This window comes from Pseudomonas sp. NPDC087336, from assembly GCF_044744285.1.
Taxonomy (GTDB): Bacteria; Pseudomonadota; Gammaproteobacteria; order Pseudomonadales; family Pseudomonadaceae; genus Aquipseudomonas.
Map to the genome: position 1 here is coordinate 23,630 of NZ_JBIUYA010000031.1, position 18,699 is coordinate 42,328.

The following is an 18,699-nucleotide window of genomic DNA, read 5'->3' on the forward strand; positions in this document are numbered from 1 at the left end:
CGCAATCAAGCGACAGAAACAGAGCGCCCTGAAGCGCTGGCAACGCGCGAAATACTGGCACAATGGTGGCAACGCCACCACCCAGATGTGTTCGCGGCATTAAGAGACAGCGATAACCTGTTGTAGTTCTTGGCTTTTCTTATAAATCCGGAGCTCTGGTATGCTTTGCAGCCTTGGGCCCGAGGTAGCACCATGCAACTCATCGATATCGGCGTCAACCTGACCAACCCCAGTTTTGCCGACAAGCACCAGGCTGTGCTGGACCGCGCCTATGCCGCCGGGGTCTGCCAATTGGTGCTCACTGGCACCAATGTCGAGGGCAGCGAGCAGGCGCTGGAGTTGTGCCAGCAACTGGACGAAACAGCGCAGCGGCTGTTCGCCACCGCCGGTGTGCATCCCCACGCGGCCAGCGACTGGAATGCCGACAGCGCACGTCGCCTGCGCAGCCTGCTGAAGGAAACGAACATCGTGGCGGTCGGTGAATGCGGCCTGGATTTCAACCGCGATTTTTCACCGCGTGCGCAACAGGAGAAAGTCCTCGAAGAACACCTGGCGCTGGCGGTCGAACTGCAAATGCCGGTGTTCCTGCACGAACGCGATGCCAGCCAGCGCCTGCTGGACATCCTGCGCGACTACCGCGATCAACTGCCGGCCGCCGTGGTGCATTGCTTCACCGGCGAAAAGAACGCCCTGTTCAGTTACCTGGACCTGGATTTGCACATCGGCATTACCGGCTGGATTTGCGATGAGCGCCGGGGCATGCATTTGCACCCGCTGGTCAAGGAAATCAAGCGCGGGCGATTAATGCTGGAGAGCGATGCGCCGTACCTGTTGCCGCGCAGCCTTCGCCCCAAACCGAAAAACGGGCGCAACGAACCAGCGTATCTGACGGAAGTGTTACGTGAGGTGGCCTTGCACCGCGGCGAAAGCCAGGAAGACCTGGCCGCCCACACTACGGCTTGCGCGCGGGCGTTCTACGGGTTGCCCAGCGTTGATTGAACGCGGGCCCGGATCGGGCCCGCGCTACCACTGCCGTCTTAGTGACTGCTGCGCAACATTTCTTTTGGCACGTACTTGCCGATCTCGAACTTGCCGATCGCCGCGCGGTGCACTTCATCCGGACCGTCAGCCAGGCGCAGGGTGCGTTGCATGGCGTACATGTAGGCCAGCGGGAAATCGTTGGACACCCCTGCCCCGCCATGGATCTGGATCGCCCGGTCGATCACGCGCAAGGCCACATTCGGCGCCACCACCTTGATCTGCGCGATCTCGCTCTTGGCCACTTTGTTGCCGACGGTGTCCATCATGTACGCCGCCTTCAGTGTCAGCAGGCGGGCCATGTCGATCTCCATCCGCGAATCGGCGATCTTGTCGATGTTACCGCCCAGGCGCGCAAGAGGCTTGCCGAACGCGGTGCGGTTCACCGAGCGTTTGCACATCAGTTCCAGCGCACGCTCCGCCATGCCGATCGAACGCATGCAGTGGTGAATCCGCCCCGGGCCCAGACGACCCTGGGCAATTTCGAAGCCGCGTCCTTCACCCAACAGGACGTTTTCGTAGGGCACCCGAACATTTTCAAACAGCACTTCGGCGTGACCGTGGGGCGCGTCGTCGTAACCGAACACCGGCAACGGACGCAGGATTTTCACGCCGGGGGTGTCCACCGGCACCAGAATCATCGAGTGCTGCGCATGGCGCGGTGCGTCGGGATTGCTCAAGCCCATGAAGATCAGGATCTTGCAGCGCGGATCGCAAGCACCGGAGGTCCACCATTTCTTGCCGTTGATCACCCACTCATCACCGTCGCGCACGGCACGGGCGGCCATGTTGGTGGCGTCGGAGGACGCCACGTCCGGTTCGGTCATGGCGAACGCCGAGCGAATCTCGCCGCGCAGCAAGGGTTCGAGCCAGCGTTGTTTCTGTTCTTCGTTGGCGTAGCGCACCAGCACTTCCATGTTGCCGGTGTCCGGCGCCGAGCAGTTGAACGGCTCAGGCCCCAGCAGCGAACGCCCCATGATTTCCGCCAGCGGAGCGTATTCGAGGTTGGTCAGGCCGGCGCCGAGCTCAGACTCAGGCAGAAACAAATTCCACAGGCCCTCAGCCTTGGCCTTGTGTTTGAGTTCTTCCATGATCGCGGTCGGCTGCCAGCGGTCGCCCTCGGCGACCTGGCGCTCGAATACCGCTTCGGCGGGATAGACATAGGTGTCCATGAACGCGGTCACGCGCTCACGCAGTTCTTGCACCTTGGGCGAATAAGCGAAATCCATGGGCAGCTACCTTCTTGCGGGAGGTTGTTTAGGTCATGCAATCGATGCTAGAACAGCCATGAAAATTTACCTAGCCTATTCTCGGCGTGTATAAACATTCATCACTGATATATGATCGACTGATAGCCAAGGCTACCGTCCACACAATAAGAGAGCCGCGTAAATGAATCTGAGCAAGGTCGACCTCAACCTTTTCATCGTCTTCGACGCGATCTACACCGAAGCCAACCTGACCCGAGCCGGGCAGATTGTCGGGATTACCCAACCTGCGGTGTCCAACGCGCTCGCCCGCCTGCGCGAGACCTTCAACGATCCATTGTTCGTGCGCACCGCCCAGGGCATGGTGCCAACGCCCATGGCGCAAAACATCATCGGCCCGGTGCGTAACGCGCTTTCGCTGCTGCGCGTTTCGGTGCAGGAAAGCCGCATCTTCAATCCATTGCAGGCGGTCAAGACCTACCGCATCAGCATGACCGACCTCACTGAAGCGGTGATCCTGCCGCCGCTGTTCCAGCGCCTGCGCCGCCTTGCGCCGACGGTGATCATCGAAAGCTTCCTGTCCAAGCGCCGCGAGACCACCAAGGAACTGGCCGCCGGGCGACTCGACTTCGCCGTGGACGCACCACTCAACACCGACCCGCAGGTACGCCACGTCAAGTTGATGGAAGACCGATACGTGTGCGCCATGCGCAAGGGGCACCCGCTGGCGGGCAAGGAGAAACTCACCCTCGATGATTACCTGGGCCTGACCCACATCCACATTTCCAGCCGGCGCAGCGGCCTGGGTTATGTCGACCTGGCCCTGGGCAAAATGGGCATCCAGCGTAAGATCGCCCTGCGTTCCCAGCATTACCTGATGGCCTCGCAAGTGCTGCAGCAGACCGATATGGTCATGACCGTACCGGAACGCTTCGCACGTCGAAACGATTTGCACGCCTTTTATCTGCCGGTCAACGATGTGCCGCAGGTGGAAACCCACCTCTACTGGCACGAAAGCACCGACCAGGACCCGGCGAACCGCTGGATGCGCGAGCAGATGATCGAGTTGTGCCAGCAGGTGACGGCGCAGGAGAAGAAGCTGGAGAAGGTGTAGGGCGTTACACCGTGTCATCATTCTTCGCGGTGCAGGAACGAGCGGGCGGCGATCCGGCTTGCCCGCGAAGAGGCCGGTGACGACACTGGAATCTGCTGCCACTTGACGTATACGTCAACCTGCCATTAGCTTAGCGCCATGACCCTTTGCGAGCGCGCTCATGAGCAGCCAGACCTACAGCATTTCCGACCTCGCCCGCGAGCTCGACATCACCCCCCGGGCCATTCGCTTTTATGAAGAACAAGGCCTGCTCAGCCCCGAGCGGCGCGGCCAGGAACGCATCTACTCACCCCGCGACAAGGTCAGCCTGAAGCTGATCCTGCGGGGCAAGCGCATCGGTTTCTCCCTGGCCGAGTGCCGCGAGCTGATCGAGCTCTACGATCCCTCCAGCGGTAACACCAAGCAACTGCACAGCATGCTGGCGAAAATCAGCGAGCGCCGGGAGCAGCTGGAACAGCAGATGCTGGATATCGAGCAGATGAAACTGGAGCTTGATACTGCGCAAGAGCGTTGTGTTCAGGCGCTGGAACAAACCCTCAAGAACCAGCAATCGGTTACACCATGATCGTTCCCACGCAGAGCATGGGAACGATCTCCTCAAGACAGGTAAATCTCCTATGCCCCTACCAACCCATGTACGCATTGTCGAAGTCGGCCCCCGCGACGGTCTGCAAAACGAAGCCCAACCCATCAGCGTCGCCGACAAGGTGCAACTGGTCGATGCTCTGACGGCGGCGGGCCTTGGCTATATAGAAGTCGGCAGTTTCGTTTCGCCCAAGTGGGTGCCGCAGATGGCGGGCTCTGCCGAGGTGTTCGCGCAGATCCAGCGCAAAGCCGGCGTAACCTATGGCGCCCTCGCCCCCAACCTGCGCGGCTTTGAAGATGCCCTGGCCAGCGGCGTCAAGGAAGTCGCGGTGTTCGCCGCGGCGTCGGAAGCGTTTTCCCAGCGCAACATCAATTGCTCGATCAGCGAAAGCCTTGAGCGCTTCGTTCCCATCATGGATGCCGCCCAGCAACATGGGGTCAGCGTGCGGGGCTACGTGTCCTGTGTACTGGGCTGTCCCTATGAAGGTGACGTCGCCCCCGAGCAAGTCGCCCGGGTCGCACGGGAGCTTTATGCCATGGGCTGCTACGAGGTGTCGCTGGGCGACACCATCGGCACCGGCACCGCTGGCGCCACGCGCAAGATGTTCGAGGTGGTGTCGGCCCAAGTGCCACGGGAAAAACTGGCCGGGCATTTCCACGACACCTACGGCCAGGCCATGGCCAACATCTACGCCAGCCTGCTGGAAGGCATCTCGGTGTTCGACAGCTCCATCGCCGGTCTCGGTGGCTGCCCTTATGCCAAGGGCGCCAGCGGCAACGTCGCCACCGAGGACGTGGTCTACCTGCTCAACGGCCTAGGGATCGAAACCGGAATCGACCTGGATGCGCTGATCCTGGCCGGCCAGCAAATTTGTAGCGTGCTGGGACGTCCCACTGGCTCCCGTGTAGCGAAGGCCCGCAGTGCACACTGAGTGTGCGGGTGTGTCGGGGTGTTACCGCAGACACGGAAATGTGGGCACATGCGAGTAACACGGAAACAAAATGTAGGGTTTTCCCTGAGGCAGAAAACCCTACAAAAACATAAGTTATTGTTTTTAAAGGCTTTTTAAAAGTTGGCACGGCTTCTGCTATATCTATCGCATAACAAGAATAAAAAAATTGCGACAAACCCAATAAAAACAAGACGTAACGACTCTGACATAACAAAAACAACACGGCAGAGACGCAGCTAACAGATTTTTTTGGAGAGGATGTGCTTTTCAGGGTGCTTTTCGGAGTTACCCGCAACCGGGCAGAGAACAATAAAACTACCTTCAGGTAGCTCCCGAACTGGTTGGATCGCTCAGCGAAAAAGTAGATCAGCGCTCAAAAAAATACGTTTGCTCTTGATCCCGGATGGGGATCGACAAAAACAGCGGTAAAGGGCCACGGTTGCCAAAAACAACAACAGACCGCCCCTCAATAATAAAAAAAGAGCACACGCAACGAAAATTAAAGGGGAGCTTCGGCTCCCCTTTGTGCTGTCTGCGATTCATGAAATATTCAGAATACCGCCCCCCTTCTCCCTGCAGGAGCGAGCTTGCTCGCGAAGGCTGCGTGCCAGTCAATACATGTCTTGACCGAGACGACGCCTTCGCTGGCAAGCCAGCTCCTACAGCTTCGCCTTGAGCTCCTCGATACTGATCTCGCGCATCCTGAATTTCTGGATCTTGCCGGTCACGGTCATTGGAAACTCGTCCACGAACTTGAAGTAACGCGGTGTCTTGAAGTGCGCAATGCGCTCCTTGCACCAGACTTGGAGCTCCTGCTCGGTGGCACTATGGCCCGGGTGGAACTTGATCCAGGCAACGATCTCCTCACCATAACGCGAGCAAGGAATGCCGATCACCTGCACATCGGCCACCGCCGGGTGGGTGAAGAAAAATTCTTCCAGTTCGCGCGGATAAATGTTCTCGCCGCCGCGAATGATCATGTCCTTGTTGCGCCCGGCAATGCACACGTACCCCTCGTCATTCATGCTGGCCAGGTCGCCGGTGTGCATCCAGCCGGCCTGGTCGATGGCTTCGGCGGTGCCTTGCGGATTGTTCCAGTAACCGAGCATCACACTGTAACCACGAGTACAGAGCTCACCGATGGTGCCACGGGGCACCGGGTTGCCTGCTTCGTCGATGATTTTGCTTTCCAGCTGTGGCTGGCTACGGCCGACGGTGGTCACGCGTAACTCCAGGTCGTCCGAGGGACCGGTCTGCAACGACACCGGGCTGGTTTCGGTCATGCCGTAGGCAATTTGCACTTCGCTCATGTGCATTTCATTGATGACCCGGCGCATCACTTCGATTGGGCAAGTCGCCCCAGCCATGATGCCGGTGCGCAGGCTAGACAGGTCGAACTCGGCACGTTGCGGCTGATCGAGCATGGCGATGAACATGGTCGGCACACCGTAGAGCGCGGTGGCTTTTTCTTCGGCGACGGTGCTGAGGGTCAGCAGCGGATCGAACGCGTCGTTGGGGTAAATCATGGTGCTGCCGTGGGTGATGCAACCGAGGTTGCCCATGACCATGCCGAAGCAGTGGTACAACGGCACCGGGATAACCAGGCGGTCAGCGGCGGTCAGGCCCAGGCTTTCGCCGACCATGTAGCCATTATTGAGAATGTTGTAGTGGCTGAGGGTCGCGCCCTTGGGGAAGCCGGTCGTGCCGGAGGTGTACTGGATATTCACCGCCTGATCGAAGTGCAGGCTGTCTTGGCGTTCCTGCAATTGCTCGACCGATACGCTGCCTGCCAACTCGGTCAGTTGCGACCAGGGCAGAAAACCCTTCGGCGGCTGCGCGTCGAGGCTGATCACCCCGCGCAGTTCCGGCAGGCGCTCGCTGTGTAATTTGCCGACGGATTGCTCTGCCAGTTCCGGCACCAGGCCCTGCAGCATGGCGTGATAGTCGGAAGTCTTGAAAGCCCCCGCGCTGACCAACCACTGGCAGCCGGACTGTTTCAACACGTATTCGAGTTCGGAACTGCGGTAGGCCGGGTTGATGTTGACCAGGATCACGCCGATCTTCGCGGTCGCGACCTGCGTAATGCACCATTGAGCGCAGTTAGGCGCCCAGATGCCAAGGCGGTCGCCGGCCTGCAGGCCCAGCGCCAGCAGCGCCCGGGCATGCAGGTCTACCGCATCCGCCAGTTGCTGCCAGGTGTAGCGCAGCCGTTGATGGCGGACCACCAGCGCCTCCCCGGTCGGGTGCTGCGCGACCGTATTGTCGAACGCCTGGCCGATGGTCATCGCCAGCAAGGCTTTGTCCTGGGAACCACGGGTGTAACTGCGTTGCGGGCTTGCACTGGGTTGATCCATGACGACCCCTATTGTCTTTATTGATGGGCTACCGACGCTTGCGCGTTCTATCTTGAACTGCCTCTACTCTCGCTCAAGTTGACGTTAACGTAAAGGGCGATTGACAGCCTTTCGTCACAGGTTTACGTTAACGTAAAGGTGAGAGCCGAATCACTGCCCTCCCCACCCTACAAAAAAGCCAAAAGGTGACCCATGAGCTACCCATCCCTGAACTTTGCCCTCGGTGAAACCATCGACATGCTGCGCGATCAGGTTCAGTCCTTCGTCGCCAAGGAGATCGCCCCGCGCGCCGCTCAGATCGACATCGACAACCTGTTCCCCGCTGACCTGTGGCGCAAATTCGGCGACATGGGCCTGCTGGGCATTACCGTGCCGGAAGAGTACGGCGGTGCCGGCCTGGGTTACCTGGCGCACGTGGTCGCGATGGAAGAAATCAGCCGTGGCTCGGCCTCTGTGGCCCTGTCCTATGGCGCGCACTCCAACCTCTGCGTCAACCAGATCAACCGCAATGGCAACCACGAACAGAAATCCAAGTACCTGCCGAAGCTGATCAGCGGCGAGCACATCGGCGCCCTGGCCATGAGTGAGCCGAACGCCGGTTCCGACGTGGTCTCGATGAAGTTGCGCGCCGATAAACGCGGCGATCACTACGTGCTCAACGGCAGCAAGACCTGGATCACCAACGGTCCGGACGCCAACACCTACGTGATCTACGCCAAGACCGACCTGGAAAAAGGCCCGCACGGCATCACCGCCTTCATCGTCGAGCGCGACTGGAAAGGCTTCAGCCGCAGCAACAAATTCGACAAGCTGGGCATGCGCGGTTCCAACACCTGCGAGCTGTTCTTCGATGACGTCGAAGTGCCGCAAGAGAACATCCTCGGCGTGCTCAACGGCGGCGTGAAGGTGCTGATGAGCGGCCTCGACTATGAGCGCGTCGTTCTCTCCGGCGGCCCGACCGGGATCATGCAGGCCTGCATGGACCTGATCGTGCCGTACATCCACGACCGCAAGCAGTTCGGCCAGAGCATCGGCGAGTTCCAGCTGATCCAGGGCAAGGTTGCCGACATGTACACCCAGCTCAATGCCAGCCGCGCCTATCTGTATGCCGTCGCCCAGGCCTGCGAGCGCGGCGAGACCACGCGCAAGGACGCCGCCGGCGTGATCCTCTACAGCGCCGAGCGGGCCACGCAAATGGCCCTCGACGCGATCCAGATTCTCGGTGGCAACGGCTACATCAACGAATTCCCGGCCGGTCGCCTGCTGCGTGACGCCAAGCTGTACGAAATCGGTGCGGGCACCAGTGAGATCCGTCGCATGCTGATCGGTCGCGAACTGTTCAACGAAACCCGCTAATCGGAGTTGCTCATGGCTATCCTGCATACCCAGCTCAACCCCCGTTCGGCGGAGTTCGCGACCAACAGCGCGGCGATGCTCAAACAGGTCGACGCCCTGCACACCCTGCTTGCCCAGGTGGCACAAGGTGGCGGCCCGAAAGCGCAAGAACGCCACACCTCCCGGGGCAAACTGCTGCCCCGCGAGCGCATCAATCGTCTGCTTGACCCAGGTTCGCCATTTCTGGAGATCAGCCAGCTGGCGGCCTACGAGGTGTACGGCGAAGACGTTCCCGCCGCTGGCGTGATTGCCGGGATCGGTCGCGTGGAAGGCGTCGAATGCATGATCGTAGCCAACGATGCCACGGTAAAAGGTGGCTCCTATTACCCGTTGACGGTGAAAAAGCACCTGCGCGCCCAGACCATCGCCCAGCAGAATCGCCTGCCGTGCATCTACCTGGTGGATTCCGGTGGCGCGAACCTGCCGCGCCAGGATGAAGTGTTTCCGGACCGTGAACACTTCGGGCGGATCTTCTTCAACCAGGCCAACATGAGCGCCCAGGGCATCCCGCAGATTGCCGTGGTCATGGGCTCTTGCACCGCGGGCGGTGCCTACGTGCCGGCCATGGCGGATGAGGCAATCATGGTGCGCGAGCAAGCGACCATCTTCCTCGCCGGGCCGCCACTGGTGAAAGCCGCGACCGGCGAAGTGGTCAGCGCCGAAGACCTGGGCGGCGCCGATGTGCACTGCAAGATTTCCGGTGTGGCCGATCATTACGCCGAAAGCGATGAACATGCCCTGGCCATCGCCCGCCGCAGCGTCGCCAATCTCAACTGGCGCAAGCTCGGTGAAGTGCAGCAACGCACGCCGATCGCCCCGCTCTATGGCAGCGACGAGCTGTACGGGATTGTACCGGCCGATGCCAAGCAACCGTTCGACGTGCGCGAAGTGATCGCGCGGCTGGTGGACGGTTCGGTGTTCGACGAGTTCAAGGCCTTGTTCGGGACCACGCTGGTGTGCGGTTTTGCCTACCTGCACGGTTACCCGATCGCGATCCTGGCCAACAACGGCATCCTGTTCGCCGAAGCCGCACAGAAAGGTGCGCACTTCATCGAACTGGCCTGTCAGCGCGGCATCCCGCTGCTGTTCCTGCAGAACATCACCGGCTTCATGGTCGGCCAGAAATACGAAGCCGGTGGCATCGCCAAGCACGGCGCGAAACTGGTGACCGCCGTGGCCTGCGCCAAGGTGCCGAAGTTCACCGTGATCATCGGCGGCAGTTTCGGTGCCGGCAACTACGGCATGTGTGGTCGGGCCTACGATCCACGCTTCCTGTGGATGTGGCCGAACGCGCGCATTGGCGTGATGGGTGCCGAACAGGCGGCCGGCGTGCTGGTGCAGGTCAAGCGCGAGCAGGCCGAGCGCGGTGGTCATGGCTTCAGCGCCGAGCAGGAAGCCGAGATCAAGCAGCCGATCCTCGACCAGTATGAAGAACAGGGCCACCCCTACTATTCCAGCGCGCGCTTGTGGGATGACGGCGTCATCGACCCGGCCCAGACCCGCGATGTCCTGGCACTGGCCTTGTCCGCGTCATTGAACGCGCCAATCGAACCGAGCCGCTTCGGCGTGTTCCGGATGTGATCCCGTAGGAGCGGGCTTGCCTGCGAAAGCGTTTTGTCAGTCACATCGATGCTGGATGTGCCGACGCCTTCGCGGGCAAGCCTCGCTCCTACAAGGACAGAGTTGTGGAGACGGATGAATATGAGCGACTTCAATACCCTCGAACTGCTGACCGACCCCCGTGGCTTTGCCACGCTGTGGCTCAGCCGTGAAGAAAAGAACAACGCGTTCAATGCCCAGATGATCCGCGAACTGATCCTCGCCCTGGACAAGGTTGCGAGTGATGCCAACCTGCGTTTCCTGCTGGTGCGCGGCCGCGGCAAGCACTTCAGCGCAGGTGCCGATCTGGCCTGGATGCAGCAATCGGCTGAACTCGATTACGCCACCAACCTCGACGACGCCCGCGAGCTGGCGGAGTTGATGTACAACCTCGCCAAGCTGAAAATCCCAACCCTGGCCGTGGTGCAAGGGGCGGCATTTGGTGGCGCCCTGGGCCTGATCAGTTGCTGTGACATGGCCATCGGCGCCGATGACGCGCAGTTCTGCCTGTCGGAAGTGCGTATCGGCCTGGCACCGGCCGTGATCAGCCCGTTCGTGGTGCAAGCCATGGGCGAGCGCGCCGCGCGACGCTATGCCTTGACCGCCGAGCGTTTCGGCGGGCAACGGGCACGAGAGCTCGGCCTGTTGTCGGAGAGTTACCCGACGGCCGAACTGGAACAGAAAATCGAACAGTGGATCGACAACCTGCTGCTCAACAGCCCGGCCGCCATGCGCGCCAGCAAGGAATTGCTGCGTGAAGTCGGCGACGGCACGCTCACCCCGGCCCTGCGTCGCTACACCGAGAATGCCATCGCCCGCATCCGCGTCAGTCCCGAAGGCCAGGAAGGCCTGCGTGCCTTTCTGCAAAAACGTCCGCCGAGCTGGCAAGCCGCAACCACCACCAAGGAGCCGCGTTGATGAGCGCACCTGTCCTCACTACCCTGCTGGTGGCCAACCGCGGCGAAATCGCCTGCCGGGTGATGCGCACCGCCAAGGCCCTGGGCCTGACCACCGTGGCCGTACACAGTGCCACCGACCGCGATGCCCGGCACAGCCGTGAAGCGGATATCCGGGTCGACCTCGGCGGCAGCAAGGCCGCCGACAGTTACCTGCAAATCGACAAGCTGATCGCTGCCGCCAAGGCCAGCGGTGCCCAGGCGATCCATCCCGGCTACGGCTTCCTGTCCGAGAACGCCGGGTTCGCCCGCGCCATCGAAGCCGCCGGCCTGATCTTCCTCGGTCCGCCCGCCTCGGCCATCGACGCCATGGGCAGCAAGTCCGCGGCCAAGGCCTTGATGGAAACCGCCGGCGTGCCGTTGGTACCGGGCTATCACGGTGAAGCCCAGGACCTCGAGACCTTCCGCGATGCCTGCGAACGCATCGGCTACCCTGTACTGCTCAAGGCCACGGCCGGTGGCGGCGGCAAGGGCATGAAAGTGGTCGAGGACGTCAGCCAGTTGGCCGAAGCCCTGGCCTCGGCGCAGCGTGAGGCGCAATCGTCGTTCGGCGATTCGCGGATGCTGGTGGAGAAGTACCTGCTCAAACCCCGTCACGTGGAAATCCAGGTATTCGCCGATCAACACGGCAACTGCCTGTACCTCAACGAACGCGACTGCTCGATTCAGCGTCGGCACCAGAAAGTCGTCGAAGAAGCGCCGGCGCCCGGCCTGAGCCCGCAACTGCGCCGCGCCATGGGCGAAGCGGCCGTGCGTTCGGCGCAGGCCATCGGTTACGTCGGTGCCGGGACCGTGGAGTTTTTGCTGGATGCACGCGGCGAGTTCTTCTTCATGGAGATGAACACGCGCCTGCAGGTCGAACACCCAGTGACCGAAGCCATCACCGGCCTCGACCTGGTGGCCTGGCAGATCCGCGTGGCCCGCGGCGAAGCCTTGCCCATGACCCAGGACCAGGTGCCGCTCAACGGCCATGCGATTGAAGTGCGGCTCTATGCCGAAGACCCAGGCAACGACTTCCTGCCGGCGACCGGTCGCCTGGAGCTGTATCGGGAATCCGCGCCGGGTGCGGGTCGCCGGGTGGACAGCGGCGTCGAAGAAGGCGATGAGATTTCTCCGTTCTACGACCCGATGCTCGGCAAGCTGATTGCCTGGGGCGAGGACCGTGAACAGGCGCGCTTGCGCCTGCTGGCCATGCTCGATGAATTCGCCATTGGCGGGCTCAAGACCAACATCAATTTCCTGCGGCGCATCATCGGCCACCCGGCGTTTGCCCAGGCCGAACTGGATACCGGGTTCATCCCGCGTTACCAGGATCAGCTGTTGCCCCAGCCTGCGGCGCTCAGCGACGAGTTCTGGCAAGCTGCCGCCCAGGCCTTCGCCCAGAGCCTGCACACGCTGTCGCGTAGCGATGACCCGAGCTCGCCATGGGCCATCGGCAACGGCCTGCGCGCCGGCTTGCCCGCGCAAATCACCCTGCACCTGAGTTGCGAGGGCCAGGACCGTGCGTTGACGCTGGGCAGCCTCCAGCCCCACAGCGCACGACTCACAGGCGAGTACCTGCTGACCGGGCACGAGGGTGTGCGTCGCCAACACCGGGCGATCCGCCGTGGCGACTTTGTCTACCTGCAATGGGAAGGCGAACTGCGCCGCATCGAGACCTACGACCCGATCACCGCCGTTGAAGCCAGCCACGCCCATCACGGCGGGCTCACCGCCCCCATGAACGGCAGCATCGTGCGGGTGCTGGTGGAGGCCGGGCAAACGGTCGAGGCCGGGGCACAACTGGTGGTGCTGGAGGCCATGAAGATGGAGCACAGCATCCGCGCACCCCACGCCGGCGTGATCAAGGCGCTGTATTGCCAGGAAGGCGAGATGGTCGGCGAAGGCAGTGCACTGGTCGAACTGGAAGAAGCCTGACAGGCAGGCCGGTCCCGCGCATGGCGCGGGCCGGCCTGGCTAGAACTTGACGGTCGCCTGGACCACCACGCCGATGATTCGACACTCGTCGGTGAACAGGCTTTTCGGATAGGTCGGATTGAGCGGGACCAGGTAACGTTGCCCGCCCTCTTCGCTCAACTTGCGAAAAATCGCCTCGCTGCTATCGGGCCATTGCGCGATCACCAGCTTGCCTGGCACCGCTTCCACATCCGGGTCCACCAGGATCAACATGCCCTCGGCTACGCTGGGGCCGCTGGGTGCGGTCATCGCATCGCCAACCACCGTCAGCCAGAACGCCGCGCCTCGGGCGTGGTAGTCCGACAGTTCGAAACGGTACGACGCCCGCTCTCCATCGCGCACCTGCGCGGTATCGCGCCAATCACTGACCGGGTAGCGAAAGTACGGGTTGTACTTTTGCGTCAGGCAAACCTCGTCGTCCTGTTCCTGCGCCGGCTCGCGAATCACCAGCGCCACTTCGAGGAAGTCCAGGCCCAGGGCCTGCAGCACACGATTCATGTCGTCGATGCCGGGCTGACGGCGTTTTGTCAGCCAATGCCCGATACCACCCTGGGACATCCCGAGGCGGTCGGCGAGTATTTCCTGAGTGATCTTGAGCTCACTCATCTTGGCCTTGACCAAGGCTATCCATTTATCCATGTGCGGCACGATACGTGGCGAGCCTCGCCCAACAAAACACAAAATGTAGTATTAATAGAATTGTCATAAATACGTAACGTATTATGATGGATTCACGGATCTGAATTTATCACGGAGCACGCCTTGACCATGAATCCAACCAGCAACGACTTGCCCGACATACAAATCGATACGTCCCTCAACTCACCCCAGGGTTCTGCCGCCGCACAGCGAGCGCTGGATTACTACTTGAAACCAGCTGTTGCAGAGGAAGCGGTACAAGCGCATCTCTTTGACGTAAACCGTAACATCGGCATCGAGGAAGCCCTGGTGCATGCTTCGGGGCTGCTGCGTTGTGCGGCCGCCACCGCCTACGAGTCAGCCAACCACCTGCACGGTGCGCATCGGGACCTGGCGCTCTCGACCGTGCATATGATCGACATGGCAAAGGCCATGGTGAACCGCTCCCTGGAGGGCGGCAAGAATGGGTAGGAGTAAGGTGCGGAACAGAAGGACAGGAAAGAGTTTTCCCGACGCGCAGACAAAATCGCTTGACCTGCAAACGAGAATGATTATTATTGCATCATCTGGTCGCGAGATCAGTCGATGGACCAGGTGACCTTAGGTCGGTCTCCTGGACTATCTCCTCATCAGGCTAATCACGGTTTTTGACCCGGCTTTTTGCCGGGTCTTTTTTTTTGCCAGTTTTCTGGCTTATGGCTTCAGGCTAATGAAGTCTTGATGTGTCGCAAATTTGATGGCGCGGATCATATCAAAACAATGTCAGTTGGCAAGAGAAGCCTTAAGCCATTGGGGCAAACCCATGGCAAATAGCACTTGAGAATCAATCGCATAATCTCTAAGCTGCGACGGCGTCAAGGAGGACGCCCCCCTCAGGTTATCAATACACGGCTATATGCGAGTCCGCCCGCGGCTCGGTCCCGCCACACAACACACCGGTGGCAGGGTCGCGCAGGATGATTTGGCCGCGCCCGTAACTCGTGCGATCGCACACCACCTCGACTTCGTGCCCGCGACGGGCCAGTGCCGCCGCCAGGTCTCGCGAGGCGTCCTGCTCGATGCCCACCTTCATTTCGCCCAACCACTGCCAGCGCGGCGCATCCAGGGCCGCTTGTGGGTTGAGCCCGAAATCCACCAGGTTCATCACCATCTGCACATGCCCCTGGGGCTGCATGTAACCACCCATCACGCCGAAAGGTCCCAGCGCCTCACCGTCCTTGCTGAGAAACCCGGGAATGATGGTGTGGAATGTCTTTTTCCCAGGTGCCAGGCAATTCGCGTGAGCGGGATCGAGGCTGAACTCTTCACCGCGGTTTTGCAGGGCGATTGCGCTGTCGGGCAACACCACGCCGGAACCGAAACCGTGATAATTGCTCTGGATGAATGAAACCATGTTGCCGTCGGCATCGGCGGTGGCCAGGTAGACGGTGCCACTGGCATGGGGGTCGCCCGGTCGCGGTGCCACTGCGCGCTCGCCGATCTGCGCCCGGCGCTGGCTGGCATAGGCGTCGCTGAGCAAGTCGTCCACAGCGACCCGCATGTGCTGCGGGTCTGTGATGTAGTGCAGCCCATCGCTGTAGGCGAGCTTCATCGCTTCGAGCTGACGGTGCCAGGTCTGTTGGCTGTCACGGTGGTCGAAAGCGAATCCTTCGAGAATCTTCAGCGTCATCAAGGCCACCAGTCCCTGGCCGCTGGGCGGAATCTCCCAAACGTCGACACCGCGGTAGTTGACCTTGATCGGCTCGACCCACTGGGCGCGGTAGTCTTGCAAATCACTGGCACGCAAGTAGCCGCCCGTGGCGCGCGAATGGGCGTCCAGGCGTTGCGCCAGCGCGCCGCGATAAAAGCTTTCGCAACCGGTGGCCGCCAGTTCGCTCAAGGTGTGTGCCTGGGCCGGATTGCGAAACAGTTCGCCTGCGCGCGGTGCGCGGCCTTCAATCAGAAAGGTTTCGAACCAGCTGTCGAGCACGTCGCTGCGATCAGGGGTGAAATCCTCCAGCGCGGTTTGCCACTGCAACGCAACCACAGGCGACACCGGAAAACCATCGCGCGCCAGGTTGATCGCGGGCTGCAACAAATCGGCAAAGGGCAGACGACCAAAACGCGTGGACAACTCTGCCCAGGCGGATGGACAACCCGGTACGGTCACAGGTGTCCAGCCATGCAAGGGCATTTTTTCATGACCGGCCGCCTTTACCGCCTCGATGCTCAGGGCTTGCGGGGCTGCACCGTTGGCGTTCAGGCCGTGCAGTTTGCCTTGGGTCCAGACCAACGCAAAGGCGTCGCCGCCAATCCCGCAGCCGGTGGGCTCGACCACTGTCAGGGCCGCAGCCGTGGCAATCGCTGCATCGATGGCATTGCCACCGCGGCGCATCATTTCAATCCCGGCTTCGGCGGCCAATGGCTGTGAGGCGGCGACCATGCCGCGTTTGGCGAAGACACTTTGACGTTGTGAGGCGTAGGGATACTCATGGGCAGAAAACTTGAACATGGCAGGACTCACACAAATGGGTTGGATGCACTCAAAGCACGCGGCTGAGAAACGCTCGGGTACGGGCATGCCTGGGCTGGCTGAAGATCTGTTCGGGCGGTCCCTGCTCGATCAGTTCACCTTGATCGAGCACCACCACCCGGTCGGCCACCTCGCGGGCAAAACCCATTTCATGGGTGACCACGACCATGGTCATGCCCTCCTCGGCCAGTTCCTTCATCACTTGCAGCACTTCGCCGACCGTCTCCGGATCCAGGGCACTGGTGGGCTCGTCGAACAGCATCGCCTGGGGTTTCATCGCCAGCGCCCGGGCAATGGCAACCCGCTGCTGCTGGCCTCCGGACAACATCGACGGATAGTGATCGGCTTTCTCCGCTAACCCGACGCGCTTGAGCAGCGCCCTCGCCTGTTCCACCGCCGCCGCGCGCGACACGCCCAGCACCTGGATCGGCGCCTCGATGATGTTTTCCAGGGCCGTCATGTGCGGGAACAGGTTGAAGCGCTGGAACACCATCCCGATGTCCCGGCGCTGGCGTGCGATGTTGCGCTCCGAGTCGCGGGCCAGGCTGCCATCGGCCCGGGTGCGGTAGCCCATGGGCCGACCGCCGACACGGATCTGCCCGGACTGGATGTCTTCCAGCAGGTTGATGCAGCGGATAAAGGTGGTTTTGCCGGAACCGGAAGCGCCGATCAGCACCACCACTTCACCGCGCTTCACTTGCAGTGAAATGCCCTTGAGAATTTCCAGGTCACCGAAAGACTTGTGGATATCCAGCGCCTCGATGACCAGCTCTTCAGTCATGTGTGCCATTTCAACGCCCCCTCAGCAGTTTCATGGTGTTGCGCCCGAACATCCGGCTGGCGGCCGGTGCCGGACGATCGGACTGACCGAAGCGTTTTTCCAACCAGCGCTGGAAGAAACCCCACAGCGTGGTCAATGCGAGGAAGTAGATGGCCACGACCAGGTACAACTCGAACACGCGGAACGTCGCCGAGGTCACCATTTGCGTGCTGAGCAACAACTCCTGCACCCCGATGACGCTGACCAGCGTGGTGTTTTTCAACATCACGTTGAACTCGTTGCCCAGCGGCGGCACGATCACCCGGAACGCCTGGGGCAGGACGATGCGCCGCATTAACTTGGCGAAGGTCATGCCCAGGGAGCGCCCGGCTTCGTATTGGCCCTTGTCCACCGCACCGATACCGGCGCGGATGATCTCGGCCATGTACGCGCCTTCATTCAGTCCCAACGCGATGATCGCGGCCTGAATGTTGCCGGGCACGACGATCCAGCCGAGATCCAGGTCCTCAAAGCGGAAAATGCCCCCCGCCGCCAATGCCGTGTACAAGAACACGATCTGCACCAGCAACGGCGTGCCGCGCATCAGCCAGACATAAAAGCGCACCGGATACTGCAACAGCGGGTTGCTCGACAGCTTCATCAACGCCGCGATCAGCCCCAGGACGCAACCGAGCAACATCGCCGACACGCTGATCAGGCAGGTCAGCCATAGCCCCGTCAGGTAGACATCGCTAGGCTGCAACAGGTACTGCCAGAACACATCCCAATTGAAATTCATCCGCTTTGTCCTCAGTCCAGTTTGTCGCTGTCGACATGCCATTTACTGAGGAGCGCGGCGTAACTGCCGTCGGCGCGCATGCCTTGCAACACCTCGGTCAGTGCCACGGTCAGCTGCGGGTCGCTTTTGCGCACGCCGAAGCCGGTGAGGATGCGGTTGAACGCCGGCACCGCCGACTGGAACAGGTCAGGCGCGAGTTGCTGATAATGGCCGGCAGACTCGACCGTGGTGCCGAAAGCGTCCACCTGATTGATGCGTAAGGCCTGGAACGCATCGGCGTCGACGTTGTACACCACCAGTTTCATCGGCGCCTTGCCGGCCGCTTCGAGCTTTTCGTTTTCCTTGCCCAGCAGCACCCGTATCGTCGAACCGTTGCTGACCGCAACCTTGAGCCCAGACAGATCCTCCAGGGTATTCACCGCTTTCGGGTTGCCCTTGGGCACGACGATGGATTGGCTGGAATACATGAAGTTGACGATGTCGATCACCTCGCGGCGTTCGGGCTTGTCGAACAACTGATCGACGATCATGTCGCACTGCTGCGCCAGCAGCGCCGGGATCAGCCCGGCGAAAGGCGAGATGCGCCACTCGACTTTCTTGTCACCCAGGCGCTGGGCAATCGCCTCCCCCATGTCGACCTGCAGCCCCACCGGTTTCTGCTTCACGTCAAAGGACACCAACGGCGGTGAATCCATGCCGGAGCAATAGACGATCTTCTCGCTCTTGCTCAATCGCTCGGGTAACTCGGGGGCGGCGAGCGCCCATTGCGAACACAGACTCAAGGTGAACACGGCAACTAACGCGCAAGGCTTGTGCATGGTGCATGACTCC

Annotated in this window: 16 protein-coding genes; 9 read left to right on the top strand and 7 right to left on the bottom strand. The window is 61.2% G+C overall.

Annotated features, from left to right (window positions below; all coding sequences use genetic code 11):
* The first annotated feature begins 192 nt into the window (after positions 1 to 192).
* Positions 193 to 999 carry a TatD family hydrolase gene (locus tag ACIO0C_RS25220; protein ID WP_401316103.1) on the top strand — a complete coding sequence of 269 codons (807 nt, stop codon included), beginning with the start codon at positions 193 to 195 and terminating at the stop codon, positions 997 to 999.
* A 38-nt stretch (positions 1,000 to 1,037) separates the two neighbouring features.
* On the opposite strand, the gene ACIO0C_RS25225 is transcribed toward ACIO0C_RS25220, so the two are convergent.
* Complete coding sequence (locus tag ACIO0C_RS25225) at positions 1,038 to 2,267, bottom strand: acyl-CoA dehydrogenase (RefSeq protein WP_401316106.1); 1,230 nt, start codon at positions 2,265 to 2,267, stop codon at positions 1,038 to 1,040.
* 163 nt (positions 2,268 to 2,430) lie between these two features.
* On the opposite strand from ACIO0C_RS25225, the gene ACIO0C_RS25230 reads away from it, so the two are divergent.
* From ACIO0C_RS25230 to ACIO0C_RS25240, 3 genes are all read left to right on the top strand, one after another.
* Positions 2,431 to 3,360, top strand: coding sequence for a LysR family transcriptional regulator (locus tag ACIO0C_RS25230; protein ID WP_401316109.1), 930 nt, complete (start codon positions 2,431 to 2,433; stop codon positions 3,358 to 3,360).
* Positions 3,361 to 3,520: 160 nt separating this feature from the next.
* Positions 3,521 to 3,925 (top strand): MerR family DNA-binding transcriptional regulator, encoded by a 405-nt coding sequence (locus ACIO0C_RS25235; RefSeq protein ID WP_401316111.1) that lies wholly within the window; start codon positions 3,521 to 3,523, stop codon positions 3,923 to 3,925.
* Positions 3,926 to 3,977: 52 nt separating this feature from the next.
* The gene (locus tag ACIO0C_RS25240) at positions 3,978 to 4,877 is read left to right on the top strand and encodes a hydroxymethylglutaryl-CoA lyase (protein WP_401316114.1); all 900 of its coding nucleotides are present in this window, start codon (positions 3,978 to 3,980) and stop codon (positions 4,875 to 4,877) included.
* Between the two features lie 680 nt (positions 4,878 to 5,557).
* Here ACIO0C_RS25240 and ACIO0C_RS25245 read toward each other — a convergent pair.
* A complete protein-coding gene (locus tag ACIO0C_RS25245) occupies positions 5,558 to 7,252 on the bottom strand; it encodes an AMP-binding protein (RefSeq protein WP_401316116.1) in 1,695 nt (564 codons plus the stop codon).
* A 192-nt stretch (positions 7,253 to 7,444) separates the two neighbouring features.
* Here ACIO0C_RS25245 and ACIO0C_RS25250 point away from each other — a divergent pair, with 192 nt between their 5' ends.
* The 4 genes from ACIO0C_RS25250 (at position 7,445) to ACIO0C_RS25265 (ending at position 13,119) form a co-directional block, all read left to right on the top strand.
* A complete protein-coding gene (locus ACIO0C_RS25250; protein WP_060543519.1) occupies positions 7,445 to 8,608 on the top strand; it encodes an isovaleryl-CoA dehydrogenase in 1,164 nt (387 codons plus the stop codon).
* A 12-nt stretch (positions 8,609 to 8,620) separates the two neighbouring features.
* The gene (locus ACIO0C_RS25255; protein WP_401316120.1) at positions 8,621 to 10,228 is read left to right on the top strand and encodes a carboxyl transferase domain-containing protein; all 1,608 of its coding nucleotides are present in this window, start codon (positions 8,621 to 8,623) and stop codon (positions 10,226 to 10,228) included.
* 120 nt (positions 10,229 to 10,348) lie between these two features.
* The gene (locus tag ACIO0C_RS25260; RefSeq protein ID WP_401316122.1) at positions 10,349 to 11,164 is read left to right on the top strand and encodes a gamma-carboxygeranoyl-CoA hydratase; all 816 of its coding nucleotides are present in this window, start codon (positions 10,349 to 10,351) and stop codon (positions 11,162 to 11,164) included.
* Entirely contained in the window at positions 11,164 to 13,119 is a 1,956-nt protein-coding gene (locus tag ACIO0C_RS25265; RefSeq protein WP_401316125.1) for an acetyl/propionyl/methylcrotonyl-CoA carboxylase subunit alpha, read from the top strand. The genes ACIO0C_RS25260 and ACIO0C_RS25265 overlap by 1 nt, the downstream gene beginning before the upstream one ends.
* A gap of 39 nt (positions 13,120 to 13,158) precedes the next feature.
* Here the strand turns inward: ACIO0C_RS25265 and ACIO0C_RS25270 are convergent, their stop codons facing one another.
* A complete protein-coding gene (locus ACIO0C_RS25270) occupies positions 13,159 to 13,797 on the bottom strand; it encodes a LexA family protein (protein ID WP_401316127.1) in 639 nt (212 codons plus the stop codon).
* A gap of 129 nt (positions 13,798 to 13,926) precedes the next feature.
* Here ACIO0C_RS25270 and ACIO0C_RS25275 point away from each other — a divergent pair, with 129 nt between their 5' ends.
* The gene (locus ACIO0C_RS25275; RefSeq protein WP_401316194.1) at positions 13,927 to 14,268 is read left to right on the top strand and encodes a DUF6124 family protein; all 342 of its coding nucleotides are present in this window, start codon (positions 13,927 to 13,929) and stop codon (positions 14,266 to 14,268) included.
* Positions 14,269 to 14,677: 409 nt separating this feature from the next.
* Here ACIO0C_RS25275 and ACIO0C_RS25280 read toward each other — a convergent pair whose 3' ends face one another.
* The 4 genes from ACIO0C_RS25280 to ACIO0C_RS25295 are packed head-to-tail and all read right to left on the bottom strand — an operon-like array spanning position 14,678 to position 18,686.
* The gene (locus ACIO0C_RS25280; RefSeq protein ID WP_401316130.1) at positions 14,678 to 16,288 is read right to left on the bottom strand and encodes a gamma-glutamyltransferase family protein; all 1,611 of its coding nucleotides are present in this window, start codon (positions 16,286 to 16,288) and stop codon (positions 14,678 to 14,680) included.
* Between the two features lie 31 nt (positions 16,289 to 16,319).
* Positions 16,320 to 17,099, bottom strand: a complete 780-nt coding sequence (locus ACIO0C_RS25285; RefSeq protein ID WP_401316133.1) for an amino acid ABC transporter ATP-binding protein — start codon at positions 17,097 to 17,099, stop codon at positions 16,320 to 16,322.
* A gap of 1 nt (position 17,100) precedes the next feature.
* Positions 17,101 to 17,868: an amino acid ABC transporter permease gene (locus ACIO0C_RS25290; RefSeq protein ID WP_008057212.1), complete on the bottom strand. Its 768-nt coding sequence runs from the start codon at positions 17,866 to 17,868 to the stop codon at positions 17,101 to 17,103.
* Positions 17,869 to 17,879: 11 nt separating this feature from the next.
* A complete protein-coding gene (locus ACIO0C_RS25295) occupies positions 17,880 to 18,686 on the bottom strand; it encodes an ABC transporter substrate-binding protein (protein ID WP_008057220.1) in 807 nt (268 codons plus the stop codon).
* Positions 18,687 to 18,699 lie beyond the last annotated feature (13 nt).